The organism is Ramlibacter cellulosilyticus, from assembly GCF_014297465.1.
Taxonomy (GTDB): domain Bacteria; phylum Pseudomonadota; class Gammaproteobacteria; order Burkholderiales; family Burkholderiaceae_C; genus Ramlibacter; species Ramlibacter cellulosilyticus.
Genome location: NZ_JACORT010000014.1, coordinates 100,987 through 117,512 on the forward strand (window position 1 = coordinate 100,987; position 16,526 = coordinate 117,512).

Here is a 16,526-nt window from a genome sequence, read left to right on the forward strand (position 1 = left end):
GCGGCTCCGCGTGATGTAATCGCCGGCATGGTAAGAGCCAGCCAGCTGCTGCACGCTCAGCGAGAACCCGCAGTCCCCCGCCCCGCGGCCACCGTCCTGCTGCTGCGCGACGGCCCCCAAGGCGTGGAGGTGCTGATGACGCGCCGCTCCGCCACCGCGAGCTTCGCCCCGGGCGCCTACGTGTTCCCCGGCGGCGGCATCGATGCGGCGGACGCGGACGCGCACGCGCTCGCGGCCCGCCGCCCCGGCCAGGACGCGCAGCGCCTCACGCAGGCCATCGCCGCCATCCGCGAGAGCTTCGAGGAGCTCGGGGTGCTGCTCGCACGCCACGCCGACGGCCGCCCCGCCGATGCCTCCGACGTCGCCACGATGGACCGCCACGCCCCCTTCGCGCCGCAGGTGCGCGAGCGCGGGCTGGTGCTCGCGGCGGACCAGGTCTTCCTGCTCGCGCACTGGATCACGGACCGCGACCTGCCGCGCCGCTTCGACGTGCCTTTCCTCGTCGCGCGCATGCCCGCGAACCAGTCCCCGGTGGCCGACGAGGCGGAACAGTTCGAACCCGTGTGGGTGCGCCCCGCCGACGCGCTGGCGCGGCACAAGGCGGGCCAGTTCTTCATCATCTTCCCCACCATCCGCACGCTGGAGCGGCTGGAGAAGTTCGCGAGCGTCGACGCGGTGCTGGCCGCGTGCGCCGGCGAGCAGCCGCTGTGGACCAGTTGCCCGCGCGCCGGCTTCGTGCAGGGCGCCGAGGCGCGCTACATGGAGCACGAGATGCAGTACGGCGAGCTCGCGCTCGTCGCGCCCGACGGCCAGCTGCTGCACCACCTCGACTGGCAGATGGACCATGCGGTGCCGCTGCTGAAGAACGTCGCGCGCATGACGGCGCCCAACCCCGGCGTGATGACCGGCCCGGGCACCAACAGCTACATCGTGGGCGACCCGGACACGGGCTACGTCGTCATCGACCCGGGCCCCGAGGACCCGGAGCACCAGCAGCGCCTCTGGCGCGCCACCAACGGCGACATCCGCCTGATCGTCTGCACGCACTCGCATGCGGACCACTCGCCGGGCGCGCGCCCGCTGCAGGCGCTGTGCCGCGTGCAGCCTCCGATCCTGGGGCTGCCCTCGGCGCCGACGGCGCGGCCGGCCAGCCATTTCGTGCCGGACCGCGTGCTCGCCGACGGCGAGGTGCTCGTGCTGGAAGGCAACGGGCGCACGCACAGCCTGAAGGCCATCCACACGCCGGGCCACGCCGCCAACCACGTGTGCCTGGTGCTGGTGGAGGACGGCCTGCTCTTCTCCGGCGACCACATCCTCAACGGCAGCACCACGGTCGTCGACCCGCCGGACGGCGACATGACCGCCTACCTCGACTCGCTGGACCGGCTGTCCGCCGCCTGTGACGAATTTGGCATCGGCTTCATCCTTCCGGCCCACGGGCATGTGCTGGGTTTCGCGAAAGAAGCGATCCGCATGCTGAAAGGCCACCGCCTCCAGCGCGAAGCGCGCATCCTCGCAGCCATGCGCCAGCGGCCTTCCGGCACGCTGGAGGACTGGGTGGAGATCGCCTACGCCGACGTGCCCCCGCGCATGTGGCCGATCGCGAAACGGTCCCTGCTGGCGCACGTACAACGCATCGAGGCGCTGCAACTGGCCGGGTAGCGCACCCGCCGGTACACTGCCCCGCACAATACTGGGGGATGGGAATGCAGGACCCGCACGCGCACGCGTCACGCGCGGACATCACCGCCTACCCGCTCGAATTCAGCGGCTCGGGCGGCGAGTACTTCCGCGTCTGGATCGTGAACCTGCTGCTCTCGATCGTGACGCTCGGCTTCTACACGCCGCTCGCACGCCGGCGCACCGCGCAATACTTCTACGGCCACACGCTCGTCGCGGGCAGCCCGCTCGAATTCACGGCGCAGACCAAGCGCATGCTGATCGGCTTCGTGCTCTTCGTCGCGCTCTACGCGGCGCTGAAGGTCGCCTCGCAGACGGGGCAGGACACCGTCGTCGCCGTCATGCTGCTGGGCGGCGCCGCACTGGCGCCCTACTTCTGGGCCAGCGCGATGCGCTTCCGTTTCAACGCGACGCGCTGGCGCGGCGTGCGGCTGCAGTTCACCGCGAGCTGGGCCGAGGTGTACCGGGCGAGCCTGCCGGCCTTCTTCTTCGCCATCGTGTGGGTGGGCGGGCTGGCGCAGATCGGCATGCTGCTGGAGCCGGGGCAGGACCGTTCGCTGCCCATGGTGATCGGCGTGGCCGTCGCGGCGGTGGTGATCAGCGTGCTGTGCGCGATCCGGCTGGAATACAACTACAAGAGCCTGATGGTCGCGCGCGGCCGCATCGGCGGCCAGCCGGGCCGCTGGAAGCCGCAGTTCGGCGACTTCGTGCGCATCTGGGCCGCCACGCTGGCGGTGTTCCTCGGCGTCGTGCTGCTCGTGGCGGCGATCATCGCGGCCACGCTCGGCGGCTCCTTCGCGCTGCTGAAGAACATGAAGGGCGGCGGCATCGCGGCGGTGCTGATGATGGTCGCCATGTTCGTCGCCTTCACCTTCCTGCTGTTCCTCGCCTCCGCGCCGGCGCGCGCCTACCGCGAGGCGCGCATGTTCCAGCTGGTGTGGAACAACATCGGCGTGAGCAAGGTGGCGCGCTTCAAGTGCCGCCTGCGGCCCTGGCGCTACGTGGGGCTGCGCGTGAAGAACGTGTTCCTCTCGCTGCTCACGCTGGGCTTCTACCGGCCGTTCGCGCGCGTGAGCGAGTACCGCATGAAGGCCGAATCGGTCACGCTGCACGTCAAGGGCGGGCTCGACCAGCTGGCCGGCCAGCTGGCGCGCGAGGAACTCGCCGTCGGCGACGCCATCGCGGACGCGGTGGGCCTCGAACTGGTGGGCTGACCTTGGCCGCCGCGCTGCCCGGGCTCTGGTTCGACGGCCGCACCAGCGGGGCGCGGCCGGTCGAAGTACGGCTGCAACGGGCCGCCGAAGGTCCTTCGCTGGCGCTGCAGGCCGAGGATGGCGAGTCGCTGGTCCTGCGGCACCGGCAGGTGCGCTGGCCGGAGCGCTGGAGCGCGAAGCGCGCCCCGCGCAAGGTGGTCGTGGACCTGGGGGCACGGGGCAGCCTCGAGATATCGGATCCCGCTGCATGGGAGCAGGCGCTGGGCGCCGCCGGCTACCAGGCCACCGTCGCCACGCGCATGCAGACGCGCTGGACGACTTTCGCCGTGGTGCTGCTCGCCGTCGTTGCCGTCGTGCTCGCCTTCTATCGCTGGGGCACGCCCTGGGTGGCGACGCAGCTCACGCGCCAGGTGCCGCTGTCCTGGGAAACCGACCTGACGCAGCGCGCGCTGCGCGACATCGACGGGGAGTGGCTCAAGCCCAGCAAGCTGCCGGCGCAGCGCCAGGCGGCGCTGCGCGCGCGCTTCGACGCGCTGGCGGCGAACCTGCCCGCGGAGCTGCGGCGCTATCCCGGCTACCAGCCGAAACTGGAACTGCACTTCCGCCACGGCATGGGCGCCAATGCCTTCGCGCTGCCCGGAGGCACCGTCGTGATGACCGACGGGATCGTCGAACTGGCGGACAAGCACCAGCTGGGCGACGAGGCCTTGGTCGGCGTGCTGGCGCACGAGATCGGCCACGTGCTGCACCGGCACGCCACGCGCCTGGTGGTGGAGCAAGGCGTGCTGAACGTGGGCCTCGGGCTCGCGCTGGGCGACGTCTCCTGGCTCGCTTCCATCGGCGGCTCGATGCTCACCGGCCTCTCCTACCGCCGCAGCCACGAGAGCGAGGCCGACTGCTTCGCCGTGGCCCTCATGGCGCGCACGGGCGGCAGGACGGCCCCCATGGCGGACCTGCTGATGAAGATGGACCACGGGGCGAAGGCGGGCGAAAGCGCCGGCTGGACCGAGCTCCTGAGCAGCCACCCGGCGACGCCGCAGCGGGCCGAGGCATTGAAGCGCGGAGAGAGTGCCTGCAGGTGATCTCCCGAGCTGGGATAATCCCGTCCGTGAAGCCCGCCAGGCCGTCGCTGGTGCAAGTGCCGAAAGGCCGCACTGGAGGAACGTCCGGACTGCACAGGGCAGCGTAGCAGGTAACACCTGTCCACCGCGAGGTGAGGATCAGAGCAACAGAGACGTAGTCCCGGAGGTGCAAGCTTCCGGGGGTGAAACGGGCAATCTCTACGCGCAGCAATACCAAATAGGCCAGCGTTGACGTGGTCCCGCGGAGCTGGCGGGTAGGTAGCATCGAGCCGTGGGGGCGACCCCCGGCCCAGAAGAATGATGGTCACGCCCGGGCAACCGGGTGCACAAGATCCGGCGTATCGGCGGACTTCACACTTAACGCCGCAGCAAAAAGGCCGCCCGAGGGCGGCCTTTTTCTTTCGTCGCGCGAAGCGCTTACTGCGCGTTCTGCAGCGCCGCGATGCGCTCCTCGATCGGCGGGTGCGTCGAGAACAGCTTGCCCACGCCGGACGTGATGCCCGCGGTCTGCAGGCCCTTGGGCAGCTCGCCGGGGACCATGCCGCCCAGGCGGGCGAGCGCGTTGATCATCGGCTGCTTGCGCCCCATCAGCTGCGCGGCGCCGCGGTCGGCGCGGAATTCGCGCTGGCGCGAGAACCAGGCCACGATGATGGCGGCCAGGAAGCCGAGCAGGATGTCCAGCACGATCGTGGTCACGAAGTAGCCGATGCCGGGGCCCGAGCGCTGCTCGCCGCGGTTCAGCCAGCCGTCGACCAGGTAGCCGATCACCCGCGAGAGGAACACGACGAAGGTGTTCATCACGCCCTGGATCAGCGTCATCGTGACCATGTCGCCGTTGGCGATGTGCGCGACCTCGTGGCCGATCACGGCCTCGACTTCCTCGCGGGTCATGCCTTGCAGCAGGCCCGTGGACACCGCGACCAGCGCGTTGTTCTTGAAGGCGCCGGTGGCGAAGGCGTTGGGTTCGCCCGGGAACACGCCGACTTCCGGCATGCCGATGCCGGCCTGGTCGGCGAACTTGCGGACCGTGTTCACGATCCAGGCTTCGTCCGGGCCTTCGGTGCCGGTGATGACCTGCACGCCCGAGGACCACTTGGCGACCGGCTTGGAGATCAGCAGCGAGATGATGGCGCCACCGAAGCCCATGATGAAGGCGAACACCAGCAGGGCCCCGAGGTTCAGGCCGTTGGCGGTGAGGTAGCGGTTGACCCCCAGCAGGCTCGCGACGACGCCGAGGACGACGACCACGGCGAGGTTGGTTGCCAGGAAGAGGAGGATGCGTTTCATTGTTTGGAAGCTCCGAAGGGTGGAAGACATTCACCCTCGCGCGCCAGTTGAGGTTGCGCCAACCGGAAATCAAGAGCGCGAGGGGCCCGCGGACGTTGTTGTTGTGGTGGCTTCTGGCGTCTTGCGTGGACGGAATACGAGAGAGTCATCATAAAAGGAAAAGTTCTCGTTTCCGGGCCACCAGCCGGGGATGCCGAGCACCGGCAGCGGGGTGAAAGGCTTGGTGGCGAGCACTTCCGCGGTGCATCGTGCCGCCAGCCAGGCGTCGGCGCCTGCTCCTGAATCCAGAGCAGCGTCCCCGCGCCACACATGGGCGGTCAGGCCTTTTCGCGGCACGGCAAGCTGCTCCAGCAGCGCGTGTCCGAAGATCACCAGGCGTGCCTCGCGCCACAGCGGCCGCAGCTCCACGAACAGCCGCCGCCACTCGCGCGCCAGCAGCGCATCCCACAGCGGCTGCGGCGCCTGCAGCAGGGCGCCGTTCTCGTCGAACACGGTGATCGCATCGCGCACCGGGCCGCGGCGCGCGCCGATGCCATCGCGCGCGATCTCCGCGGCCTGGAGGCGGTTCAGCGCCGCCTTGGACTGCGGGAAGGCGTGCCAGACGAGTCCGTTGAAGAAGTCGTGCAGCCCGGGACGGACGGGGCACAGGCCGGTCTCGCGGATGAACTGCTCATACGGCTCGTCGGCGGGCAGCTGCTCCTGCGCGACGAAGCGCACGGGCGCGCCGAGCGCGGAGAGTGCTTCGTGCGGCGGCGCGCCTTGCGCGATGCGCGCGGCCACCGGTTCGCCCTGCGCGCGCCAAGGCCCGTACCAGGGCTGCGCCCAGTCGATCACGGCTTGAGGCGGGCCTTGTTCGGGTTGTCCGCCGGCAGCAGTTCGACGTAGCCCGCGTGCCTGCGCAGGTACCCGGGCCCGCTGGCGGTCTTGCCGAGGAGCCCCTCGTCCCGCAGCTTCCGCACGATGGTGTTGAGCGGCACCTCGCGGCCTTCGCGGAAGCCGGGAATGGACTCCAGCACCGCGCGTGCGGGATCGGCCGGCGCGCGGGCGGCGGCCGCCGCCTTCTTCGCAGCGGCCCTCGGCGGCTTCGGGGCCGGCGCAGGCGGCGGAGCGTGCCTGGCCCGCGACGGCACGTCGACGTAGACCAGTTCGTCGTAGCAGCGGCTCAGGGCGCCGTCGGCCGACTTGCCCTCCTGGGCGAAGCAGATCACGTGGATGCCGGCTTCGCGCAGGCGCACGGCCAGGGGCGCGAAATCCGCGTCGCTCGACGCGATCGCGAGCACGTCCGGCAGCCGCCCGGCATGCAGCAGGTCCATCGCGTCCACCACCAGCAGCGCGTCCGTCGTGCCGGTGCCCTGGTTCACGAAGGGCCGCACCGCGTGGCGCAGCAGGCAGTCCTTCATGCCCGTGAGCTTCTCGCCGCCGCCGTAGGCGCGGCGCATGTTCACGCGCAAGCCGCGTTGCGCCAGGTCGGCCAGCGCGTGTTCCACGCACTGCGCGGTCACGTTGTCCGCGTCGACCAGCAGCGCGGCGAGCTTGCCGCTGTCGTTCATGCCGCCACCACGCGCCATGGCAGCGTCTCGCCCCCGCGCAGCGGCTTCAGCTGCGCCTCGCCGAAGGGCACGCTTTCCGGCAGCTGCCAGGCTTCCTTCTTCAGCGTGAGCTTGCCGGTGTTGCGCGGCAGGCCGTAGAAGTCGGCACCGTGGAAGCTGGCGAAGCCTTCCAGCTTGTCCAGCGCGCCGGCGGCGTCGAAGGCTTCGGCGTACAGCTCCATCGCGGAAAGCGCCGTGTAGCACCCCGCGCAGCCCAGCGCATGCTCCTTGAGCACCGCCGGGTGCGGTGCGCTGTCCGTTCCCAGGAAGAACTTCGGGCTGCCGCTGGTGGCCGCTGCCACCAGCGCCTGCCGGTGTACCTCGCGCTTCAGCACGGGCAGGCAGTAGTAGTGGGGGCGGATGCCGCCGGTGAAGATGGCGTTGCGGTTGTACAGGAGGTGGTGCGCGGTGATCGTGCCGGCCGTGAAGCGGTCGGCGTCGCGCACGTACTGCACCGCCTCCTTCGTGGTCATGTGCTCCACGACGATCTTCAGCTCGGGGAAGTCGGCGCGCAGGGGCTTGAGCTGCGTCTCGAGGAACACCGCCTCGCGGTCGAAGATGTCCACGGACGGATCGGTCACTTCACCGTGCACCAGCAGCAGGATGCCTTCGCGCTGCATCGCCTCCAGCGTGCGGTAGGCCTTGCGGATGTCGGTCACGCCGGCATCGCTGTTGGTCGTGGCGCCGGCGGGATAGAGCTTGACGGCGACGACGCCGGCGGACTTCGCGCGGGCGATTTCCTCCGGCGCCAGGTTGTCGGTGAGGTACAGCGACATCAGCGGCTGGAAGGACTGGCCCTGGGGCACCGCCGCCAGGATGCGGTCGCGGTAGGCGGCGGCGAGCGCCGCCGTGGTCACCGGCGGCCGCAGGTTGGGCATGATCAGCGCCCGGCCGAACTGCGCCGCCGAATGCGGCACCACCGAGGCCATGGCCGCCCCGTCGCGCACGTGCAGGTGCCAGTCGTCGGGGCGGGTGATGGTGAGGGTCTGGGACATGGGGTGCATTGTCCCACCCTGAAGGCCCAGAAAATCGGGGGGCAGGAACGCAGAGGTCGCAGAGAAAGCGCAGAGGTCGCAGAGAAAGAAACCAGAAAGGTATTCCTCTGCGACCTCTGCGGATCCTCTGCGACCTCTGCGTTCAAAGGCTTTTCGGCCGCGTACGCCGCCGCACAGCGCCCTTCAGTGCGACAGGATCTTGTTCAGGAAATCCTTCGTGCGCGGCTGTCGCGCTTCGGGGTTGCCGAAGAACTCGTCCTTGCTGCAGTCCTCGAGGATGCGGCCGCCCACGTCGATGAAGATCACGCGGTTGGCGACCTTGCGCGCGAAGCCCATCTCGTGCGTGACCACCATCATGGTCATGCCTTCCTTGGCCAGGCCCACCATCACGTCGAGCACTTCGCCCACCATCTCGGGGTCGAGCGCGGACGTCGGCTCGTCGAACAGCATCACGATCGGATCCATCGACAGCGCCCGGGCGATGGCCACGCGCTGCTGCTGGCCGCCGGAGAGCTGGCCGGGAAACTTGTCCTTGTGCGCCATCAGGCCCACGCGATCGAGCATCTTCAGCCCGCGGGCGTGCGCCTCGTCCTTGCTGCGCCCGAGCACCTTCACCTGCGCGATGGTCAGGTTCTCGGTGACCGACAGGTGCGGGAACAGCTCGAAGTGCTGGAACACCATGCCGACGCGGCTGCGCAGCTTGGGCAGGTCGGTCTTCCCGCTGTTGACCTGCGTGCCGTCGACGAAGATCTCGCCCTTCTGGATCGGCTCCAGCCCGTTCACGGTCTTGATCAGCGTGGACTTGCCCGAGCCCGAAGGCCCGCACACGACGACCACGTCGCCCTTGTTGATCCGCACGGAGCAGTCGTTGAGCACCTGCACCGGCCCGTACCACTTGGACACGTTGCGGATGTCGATCATCGGTTGTTGGTCGGCCATGGCGAGTCTCTCAGCGAATGATGGCGATCTTCTGCTGCAGGCGCTTGACCAGCCAGGACAGCGTGAAGCAGATGACGAAGTAGAAGACGGCGGCGAGGATGTAGCTCTCGCGCGGGTGGCTCAGGTTGTTGCCCGCCACGGTGAAGCCGTGGAGCATGTCGTGGGCCGTGATGATGTAGACCAGCGACGTGTCCTGGAACAGGATGATCGTCTGCGTCAGGAACACCGGGATCATGTTGCGGAAGGCCTGCGGCAGGATCACCAGCCGCATGTTCTGCCCGTAGCTCATGCCGAGCGCCTGGCCCGCGAACACCTGCCCGCGCGGGATGGACTGGATGCCGGCGCGCACGATCTCCGAGAAGTACGCCGCCTCGAACGCGATGAAGGTGATCACCGCCGTCATCTCCGCGCCGATCGGCCGGCCGATGATGAAGGGCACCAGCAGGAAGAACCACAGCAGCACCATCAGCAGCGGGATGGAACGCATGCCGTTGACGTAGATGGCCGCCGGGATGTCGAGGAACTTGCGTCCCGACAGCCGCATGAGCGCCAGGACCGTGCCGAAGAGGATGCCGCCGGCCGTGGCCACCGCGGTCAGCGCGAAGCTGAAGTACATCCCTTTCAGGATGTACGCGCGGAACACCTCGCCCGTGAAGAAGGAGAAGTCCAGGACGTTCATCTCAGTGCCCGCCTGCGACGTTGGCCACGAAGCCCGGCACGCGCACCCTCTTCTCGATGAACGCCATGAGTCGGTTGATGGCGAGGGCCGAGACGATGTACAGGGCGGTCACCGCCATGTACACCTCGATGCCCCGCGAAGTCTCCTCGCCGACCTGCTGCGCGTAGAAGGTGAGCTCCGTGATCGACACGGCGAACGCCACCGACGAATTCTTGAAGATGTTCATCGTCTCGCTCGTGAGCGGCGGGATGATGATGCGGTACGCCATGGGCAGCAGCACGTAGCGGTAGTACTGCGGCGTCGTGAAGCCCAGGGCCATGCCCGCGTAGCGCTGCCCGCGCGGCAGCGCCTGGATGCCGGCGCGCACCTGTTCGGCGATGCGCGCGGACGTGAAGAGGCCCAGCCCCGCGACGACCAGCGCCAGCTTGGGCGTGTCGGCGAAGGCGGGAAAGAGCACCGGCACCACGTGGTACCAGAGGAAGATCTGCACGAGCAGCGGGATGTTGCGGAACAGCTCCACCCACCAGTTGCCCACGCGCGCGAGCCAGGGGCTGTCCGGCAGCGTGCGGATGGTGCCGATGATCGACCCGACGACCAGCGCCACCACGAGCGACAGGCCCGCAACCAGCACCGTCTGCCCCCAGGCGGACAGCAGCCAGTCCAGGTAGGTCTGCGTGCCGGTGGCGCCGCCGGTGCCGAAGCACCCCTTGACCACGGTCCTCTCGATCGTGTCTTCGCAGAAGACCTGCCATTCGAGGGCCATCCGCTCCTCCTCGTTGTTCTTTGGACAACCGGCCGCACAGGAGGCGGCCGGTGTTCGTCAGCTTACTGCTGGTTGAAGGCTTCGGCCGGCTTGTCGTTGGGGTTCTTCACCAGGTCGGTGAGGATCTTGCCCATCGGCAGGTTCACACTGGTGTTCTTCGGCGGGATCGGCTTCTCGAACCACTTGGCGTACAGCAGCTTCAGCTCGCCGTCCTTCATGGCCTTGCGGATGTAGTCGTCCACGGCGGCCTTGAACTTGGGGTCGTCCTTGCGGACCATGATCGCGATCGGCTCGACGTTCAGCGTCTCGCCCACGATCTTGAAGTCCTTGGGGCTCTTGGAGCCGGCGATCAGGCCCGCCAGGATGTTGTCGTCCATCACGAAGGCGTCGGCGCGGCCGGACTCGAGCAGCAGGAAGCTGTCGGCGTGGTCCTTGCCGTAGACCTCCTTGAACTGGATGCCCTGGGCGCGCTTGTTCTTGCGCAGCAGCGCGACGGAGGTGGTGCCCGTGGTCGTGGCGACGGTCTTGCCGTTCAGGTCGGCCACCGACTTGATGCCGGAGCTGGCCTTGACCGCGGTGCGCACTTCGGTCACGTAGGTCGTGAGGGCGAAGGACACGTCCTTCTGGCGGGTCTCGTTGTTGGTCGTCGAGCCGCACTCGATGTCCACCGTGCCGTTCTGCACCAGCGGGATGCGGTTGGCGGAGGTCACGGCCACGTATTCGACGGGCACGCCGGGGAACACCGACTTCAGGATGCGCTGGCACAGTTCCACGTGGTAGCCGGTGAACTGGTTGTTGCCCAGGGTGTAGGCGAGCGGAGCGGACGACTCGCGGGTTCCCATGACGACCTTGCCGGCGGCCTTGACCTTGGCCATCGTGTCGTTGGCCTGCGCCTGGGCGCCCAGGGCGACGGCGGTCAGGGCCACGGCCAGCCAGAACTTCTTCTTCATTCAAATCTCCTGTGGTGAGGCGCGTTCTTGCAAAAAGAGCAAACCGAAATTCTAGGCGGGCCCGCGCCCCGGGAAGCCCACCCTCCAGCGCCCGTCAGCTTAGGGCTTGGGGAAGCTGGGACCAAGCAGGGTTTATGCCCGGTGGGAGGCTGCGGCCTCGGGGGAGCACGGCAGGCCGTCAGCTTTTCGGCAGCGTGGCGCCGCCCTCGCCTTCCTTGAGGAAGGTCCACAAGGCCTGGGCCGTCCCCTTGGGCGGCTGGCGGCCGCCGGGGCGCTCGCGGTAGGCGCGCACTTCCATGGCGATCTCCAGGGAGGCGAGCTCCGGCGGCGACGGGCTCACCAGCTTGCGGGCGCGCAGTTCCTTGCGCACGGCGCTGTGGGGGAGGAAGGCGATGCCGTGCCCTTCCAGCGCCATCACCTTCAGGCCTTCGGCCATGTCGGTCTCGTAGACGCGATCGAGGTGGATGGCCGTGCCCGACTGCTTGAGCAGCAGGTCCGTGACCTGCCCGAGATAGGCGCCCGGCGCGTACCCGAGGTACGGCAGCGGCTGCGCGGGCCGGCCGGGCAGGCGGAACAGCGGCTCGCCCTGCTCGTCGGGCTTGCAGTACGGCGCCAGCGTCTCGGTGCCCAGCGTGACCATCTCGTAACGGTCGGCGTCGAGTTGCAATGGCTGCGACGCGTGGTGGTAGGCGATCAGCACGTCGCAGCTGCCTTCCACGAGGCGCATGGCGGCGTCGTGGACGTTCAGTGCGTGCAGGCGGCTCTTGATGGGGCCGAACTTCTCGCGCAGGCTGGAGACCCAGGCAGGGAAGAACGTGAAGGCCAGCGTGTGCGGCACCGCGAACTCGATGACGTCATGGCCCACCGACGCATGGCCGCGCAACATGGCGCGCGTGTTGTGCAGCGCCTGCAGCATCTCCAGCGACTGGGCATACAGCGTCTCGCCCGCGGGCGTGAGCCGCGTGGGATAGGAACTGCGGTCCACGAGGTCCGTGCCCGCCCAGGCCTCCAGCGCCTGGATGCGCCGCGAGAACGCGGGCTGCGTCACGTGCCGCAACTGCGCGGAGCGGCTGAAGCTGCGGGTCTCCGCCAGGCTGACGAAGTCTTCCAGCCATTTGGTTTCCATGGGCGCGGATTATGGGCCGTCGCCGGTGGGGTTCGCTGCGCTCACCTTCCGGCGCTGGCGCGCCGCCACCCTACAAATGGGGCGCCACGCGACGAATGCGGCGCCACCCGACGAATGCGGTGGCGGACGTGTAGGGTGGCGCGGCGAAGCCGCGGACGGTGAGCGCAGCGTTCGAGTGCCGCCTTGCGGCACGTAGCCCGAAGAGAAGGCGAAGCCGAGCCTCGGACAGCCCACCGATCAACGCAACCGCGTCCGCGCCAACCGCCGCGCATTCGCCGTCGCCTTCCGGTGCACCGGCGCCATCCCATGCGCCATCAACGCCTGCGCATCGATCAACGGCACCCTCGCCCCCTGCAGCGCCGCGATCCACGACTTCTGCATGGACTCCACCATCGCCCATCCCATCGCGAACCACGACTGCCAGAACGCCAGCACCTTCTCATGCGCCATCCCGTGGAACTCGCGCCGGTCCCGCGCATTCAACTTCGGCCCGGCGAGCGCCATGCGCGTGAGGCGGTGCGCCACCACCTGCGGCACCGCGAACGCGAGTTCCGCCGTCTGGCGGGCGAGGGGCTGGGGCTTGCGTCGTTGGGTCATGCGACGCATTCTCGGGCAGCCGCCGCCATGGGCGTGTAGTCGCGCTTCCTCAATCCACAGGCGCGCCCGGCGGACCCTTCAGTTCCACCGTGTTGCCTTCCGGGTCGGTGAGGTACAGGGACGGCCCCTGCCCTTCCGCCCCGAAGCGCAGCGCCACCGCACCCGGCTCCACGCCGTGCGCGCGCAGGTGCGCGCGGATGGCGTCGGCATCCCAGGGATCCACCCGCAGGCAGAAATGGTCGAGGTTGCGCCCCTCGCGCCCGGGAGCGGCCCCGCCCGCGCGGCCCAGCTCGCTGTCGACCGGGATCAGGTCGATCAAGCCGCGACCGGCGCGCAGCTGCACGAGGCGGATCTTCTCGTCGACGCGGTGCACGGGGCAGCCCAGCACCTCGCCGTAGAAGCGGACCATCGCGTCCACGTCCCGCACGCGCAGCACCAGGTGGTCGATCTCGCGGATGTTCAGCATCGGGCCTCCTCAAAACTGGACCAGGTGCGCCGTGACCTCGCCGCCGGCGATGCGCAGCTCGCCCGCGGAGATCGGCAGCTTGAAGCGCCGCGGCCCGGCGCTGCCCGGGTTCACGTACAGCACGCCGTCCTTCTCCTCCACCTTCGGCTTGTGCGAATGGCCGGTCACCACGACACGCACGCCCTCGGGCAGCAGCAGGTCCTGGACGTCATGGACGACGTGGACCGCCACCTCGCCGAAACGCACGGTGTCCTCCCAGGGCAGGGGCTCCGCCCAGGCGCCCCGGTCGTTGTTGCCGCGCACGACCGTCAGCGGCGCCAGCTCGCGCAGCGCGGCGAGCACCGCTTCGCCGCAGATGTCCCCGCCGTGCACGATGTGGTCGGCGCCGCGCAGGAAGTCCAGGACTTCCGGCCGCAGCAGGTTGTGGGTGTCGGACACGAGGCCGATGCGCAGGGCGTTCACGCCCCGATGCTACCGGTGCGCCGCCTCCAGCGTGGACGCGATCCGCTGCCGGGCTGCGGCGAGTCGCTCCGGATGCGTCTTCTCCAGCCGCGCGAGCAGGCCGTCGATCTGCTCGAGCACGTCGATCGCGTCGCGGTCCTTCACTTCCTCGATGCGCAGCTGGATCTCGCGCAGCCGCTGCAGCGACTTGCGGCCCTGCGCCGTGGCCGGCGGGGTCTGCGCGGCCAGGTCCATGATCACTTCGGTGAGCAGCCCGAGCTGACGTCCGTAGCTGGCGATTTCGAAGGCCTTGCGCTCCAGGCGCGGATCACCCGCGTCCTGCGGGATGCCGGCGAAGAACCAGCTGGTGTCGGGCTCGATCTGCTGCGCGACCGAGCCGCCGAAAGGCAGCGTGACCTGCGGAGCCCAGAAGAAGAACCAGGGGAACATGCGCCACCTCCTTGTCCGGCGTGCCGACGATACGCCCGGCGCGGCGGATTGGAAAGCGCGCGGCTTCCCTACGCGCGCCGCACTTCCATCACGCCGTTCTGCGTGACGTGCTCGTACACCTTGGCGTCGCGCAGCGCGAGGTGCAGCAGGATCCTGGGCGCCTGCCACATCACCACGCGGTTGAGCAGCACGCCCAGGGCGACCAGGACCGCGCCCGCCCACGTGGAGCCGGTGAGCGCGAGCGCGATGCCCACGCCGATGACGGGCATCACGATCACCAGCAACAGCAGCCGCTGGGCGACGTAGCGGCGCGCCAGCTTGGGGTCCACGACCACGCGGAAGCGGCCGGCCGGCAGGCCGGAGCGGAATTCCTCGTGCGCGACGTACTCCGCGTATCCGGCCTCTGCCACGTTCACATCCCCATCACTTCGGTGAAGCGCTCGCCCTCGGCGCTCTGTTGCAGGGCCCACATCTCCGCGTAGCGGCCGTTGCGGGCCAGCAGGGCCTGGTGCGTGCCGCGCTCGATGATGCGGCCGGCCTCCATCACCAGGATCTCGTGCGCGTCGACGACGGTGGAGAGCCGGTGCGCGATGACCAGCGTGGTCTTGTACTGCGCGGCGCTCTTCAGCTCCGCCTGGATCGCGCGCTCGTTGGCGCTGTCCAGGGCGGACGTCGCCTCGTCGAAGATCAGGATCGGCGGGTCCTTCAGCAGCGTGCGGGCGATCGCCACGCGCTGCTTCTCGCCGCCGGAGAGCTTGAGCCCGCGCTCGCCCACCATCGTGTCGTAGCCCTTGGGCGTGGAAGCGATGAAGTCGTGGATGCGCGACGCGCGCGCCACCTCCACCACCTCGTCGCGGCTCGCACCGGGCCGGCCGTAGGCGATGTTGTATTCCACCGTGTCGTTGAACAGCACCGTGTCCTGCGGGACGATGCCGATCGCCTGGCGCACGCTGGCCTGCGTGACCTCGCGCACGTCCTGGCCGGCGATGGTGATGCGGCCCTGCTGCACGTCGTAGAAGCGGTACAGCAGGCGCGCGAGCGTGGACTTGCCGGAGCCCGAGGGGCCGACCACGGCCACCGTCTTGCCCGCCGGGATCTCGAAGCTCACGTCGTGCAGGATGGTCCGGGCCGGCTCGTACGCGAAGGTGACGTGCTCGAAGCGTACCGTCCAGTCGCCGCCGCGCAGCGGCTGCGCCCCCGGCTTGTCCGCCACCTCGCGCTCACGCTCCATCAGCGTGAACATCTTGTCCAGGTCCGTGAGGCTCTGCTTGATCTCGCGGTACAGCACGCCGAGGAAGTTGAGGGGGATGTACAGCTGGATCATGTACGCGTTGATCATCACCAGGTCGCCCAGCGTCATGCGCCCTTCGACCACGCCGGTGGTGGCGCGCCACAGCATGGCCACGAGGCCGACGGCGATGATCAGCTGCTGCCCGGTGTTCAGCATCGACAGCGTCGTCTGCGCCTTCAGGCGCGCGCGGCGCAGCCGCTTCAGGCTCTCGTCGTAGCGCCCCGCCTCGAACGCCTCGTTGTTGAAGTACTTGACCGTCTCGTAGTTCAGGAGCGAATCCACCGCCTTGGTGTGCGCGGCCGAATCGAACTCGTTGGCTTCGCGCCGGAACTTGGTGCGCCATTCGGTGATGCTCACCGTGAATGCGATGTAAAGGACCAGCGCCGCGATCGTGATCCACGCGAACCAGGCGTCGAACTTCACCGCCAGGATGGTGAGCACCATCGCCACCTCGATGAGCGTGGGGATGATGCTGAAGAGCGAGAACGAGATGAGCGACTCGATGCCGCGCACGCCGCGCTCGATGTCGCGCGTCATCCCGCCGGTCTGGCGTTCGAGGTGGAAGCGCAGCGACAGCGAGTGCAGGTGCCGGAAGGTCTCCAGGGCAATGCTGCGCGCCGCGCCTTGCGTCGCCTTGGAGAACACCAGGTCGCGCAGTTCCGTGAAGAGCGACGTGGACAGGCGCAGCAGGCCGTAGGCGACCAGCAGGCCGATGGGCACCACGAGCACGGCCGCCGGGTCGCCCACCTTGACGTCCATGGCGTCGACCAGGTGCTTCAGCAGCCAGGGCACGCCGACGTTGGCCAGCTTGGCGCCGACCATGAACACCAGCGCGGCGAGCGCCCGCCACTTGTATTGCCAGAGGTAGGGGAAGAGGCGCTTCAGCGTGCTCCAGTCCGAGCGCGGCTGCGCCGGGCCCTGGGCCGGAAGGGGAATGGAGGAGCTCAGTTCGCCGCCGCGGCGCATGGGGGACAATC

Annotated in this window: 18 protein-coding genes and 1 other RNA gene; 4 read left to right on the top strand and 15 right to left on the bottom strand. The window is 69.1% G+C overall.

What is annotated here, in order from left to right; genetic code table 11:
- Positions 1-27: 27 nt before the first annotated feature.
- The 4 genes from H8N03_RS24240 to rnpB all read left to right on the top strand — a co-directional run bounded on the left by H8N03_RS24240 (position 28) and on the right by rnpB (position 4,333).
- The gene (locus tag H8N03_RS24240) at positions 28-1,662 is read left to right on the top strand and encodes an MBL fold metallo-hydrolase (protein ID WP_187078815.1); all 1,635 of its coding nucleotides are present in this window, start codon (positions 28-30) and stop codon (positions 1,660-1,662) included.
- 38 nt (positions 1,663-1,700) lie between these two features.
- Positions 1,701-2,894 carry a YjgN family protein gene (locus H8N03_RS24245; RefSeq protein WP_187078816.1) on the top strand — a complete coding sequence of 398 codons (1,194 nt, stop codon included), beginning with the start codon at positions 1,701-1,703 and terminating at the stop codon, positions 2,892-2,894.
- A gap of 2 nt (positions 2,895-2,896) precedes the next feature.
- On the top strand, positions 2,897-3,976 hold the full coding sequence (locus tag H8N03_RS24250) for a M48 family metallopeptidase (RefSeq protein ID WP_255428380.1): 1,080 nt from the start codon (positions 2,897-2,899) through the stop codon (positions 3,974-3,976).
- 28 nt (positions 3,977-4,004) lie between these two features.
- Positions 4,005-4,333, top strand: an RNA gene (gene rnpB, locus H8N03_RS24255) — RNase P RNA component class A.
- Between the two features lie 60 nt (positions 4,334-4,393).
- Here the strand turns inward: rnpB and htpX are convergent.
- The 15 genes from htpX to H8N03_RS24330 all read right to left on the bottom strand — a co-directional run bounded on the left by htpX (position 4,394) and on the right by H8N03_RS24330 (position 16,515).
- Complete coding sequence (htpX, locus tag H8N03_RS24260) at positions 4,394-5,263, bottom strand: protease HtpX (RefSeq protein ID WP_187078817.1); 870 nt, start codon at positions 5,261-5,263, stop codon at positions 4,394-4,396.
- A gap of 69 nt (positions 5,264-5,332) precedes the next feature.
- Positions 5,333-6,043: a DUF3025 domain-containing protein gene (locus H8N03_RS24265; RefSeq protein WP_354005173.1), complete on the bottom strand. Its 711-nt coding sequence runs from the start codon at positions 6,041-6,043 to the stop codon at positions 5,333-5,335.
- Between the two features lie 50 nt (positions 6,044-6,093).
- Complete coding sequence (locus tag H8N03_RS26490; RefSeq protein WP_187078819.1) at positions 6,094-6,813, bottom strand: NYN domain-containing protein; 720 nt, start codon at positions 6,811-6,813, stop codon at positions 6,094-6,096.
- Positions 6,810-7,847, bottom strand: coding sequence for a dihydroorotase (pyrC, locus tag H8N03_RS24275; RefSeq protein WP_187078820.1), 1,038 nt, complete (start codon positions 7,845-7,847; stop codon positions 6,810-6,812). Before pyrC ends, H8N03_RS26490 begins: the two co-directional genes overlap by 4 nt.
- A gap of 183 nt (positions 7,848-8,030) precedes the next feature.
- Positions 8,031-8,768 (bottom strand): amino acid ABC transporter ATP-binding protein, encoded by a 738-nt coding sequence (locus H8N03_RS24280; protein WP_187078858.1) that lies wholly within the window; start codon positions 8,766-8,768, stop codon positions 8,031-8,033.
- A gap of 28 nt (positions 8,769-8,796) precedes the next feature.
- On the bottom strand, positions 8,797-9,465 hold the full coding sequence (locus tag H8N03_RS24285) for an amino acid ABC transporter permease (RefSeq protein WP_187078821.1): 669 nt from the start codon (positions 9,463-9,465) through the stop codon (positions 8,797-8,799).
- A gap of 1 nt (position 9,466) precedes the next feature.
- Positions 9,467-10,228 carry an amino acid ABC transporter permease gene (locus tag H8N03_RS24290; protein WP_187078822.1) on the bottom strand — a complete coding sequence of 254 codons (762 nt, stop codon included), beginning with the start codon at positions 10,226-10,228 and terminating at the stop codon, positions 9,467-9,469.
- A gap of 62 nt (positions 10,229-10,290) precedes the next feature.
- Positions 10,291-11,178 carry an amino acid ABC transporter substrate-binding protein gene (locus H8N03_RS24295; protein WP_187078823.1) on the bottom strand — a complete coding sequence of 296 codons (888 nt, stop codon included), beginning with the start codon at positions 11,176-11,178 and terminating at the stop codon, positions 10,291-10,293.
- A 178-nt stretch (positions 11,179-11,356) separates the two neighbouring features.
- The gene (locus H8N03_RS24300; protein WP_187078824.1) at positions 11,357-12,304 is read right to left on the bottom strand and encodes a LysR substrate-binding domain-containing protein; all 948 of its coding nucleotides are present in this window, start codon (positions 12,302-12,304) and stop codon (positions 11,357-11,359) included.
- A gap of 237 nt (positions 12,305-12,541) precedes the next feature.
- A complete protein-coding gene (locus H8N03_RS24305; RefSeq protein WP_187078825.1) occupies positions 12,542-12,901 on the bottom strand; it encodes a polyhydroxyalkanoate granule-associated phasin in 360 nt (119 codons plus the stop codon).
- Between the two features lie 49 nt (positions 12,902-12,950).
- Positions 12,951-13,367 carry a VOC family protein gene (locus H8N03_RS24310; RefSeq protein WP_187078826.1) on the bottom strand — a complete coding sequence of 139 codons (417 nt, stop codon included), beginning with the start codon at positions 13,365-13,367 and terminating at the stop codon, positions 12,951-12,953.
- A gap of 9 nt (positions 13,368-13,376) precedes the next feature.
- The gene (locus H8N03_RS24315; RefSeq protein ID WP_187078827.1) at positions 13,377-13,829 is read right to left on the bottom strand and encodes a metallophosphoesterase family protein; all 453 of its coding nucleotides are present in this window, start codon (positions 13,827-13,829) and stop codon (positions 13,377-13,379) included.
- 9 nt (positions 13,830-13,838) lie between these two features.
- Positions 13,839-14,258 (bottom strand): hypothetical protein, encoded by a 420-nt coding sequence (locus tag H8N03_RS24320; protein ID WP_187078828.1) that lies wholly within the window; start codon positions 14,256-14,258, stop codon positions 13,839-13,841.
- A gap of 68 nt (positions 14,259-14,326) precedes the next feature.
- Positions 14,327-14,668 (bottom strand): hypothetical protein, encoded by a 342-nt coding sequence (locus tag H8N03_RS24325; protein ID WP_222623139.1) that lies wholly within the window; start codon positions 14,666-14,668, stop codon positions 14,327-14,329.
- 2 nt (positions 14,669-14,670) lie between these two features.
- Positions 14,671-16,515 carry an ABCB family ABC transporter ATP-binding protein/permease gene (locus H8N03_RS24330; protein ID WP_187078859.1) on the bottom strand — a complete coding sequence of 615 codons (1,845 nt, stop codon included), beginning with the start codon at positions 16,513-16,515 and terminating at the stop codon, positions 14,671-14,673.
- Positions 16,516-16,526 lie beyond the last annotated feature (11 nt).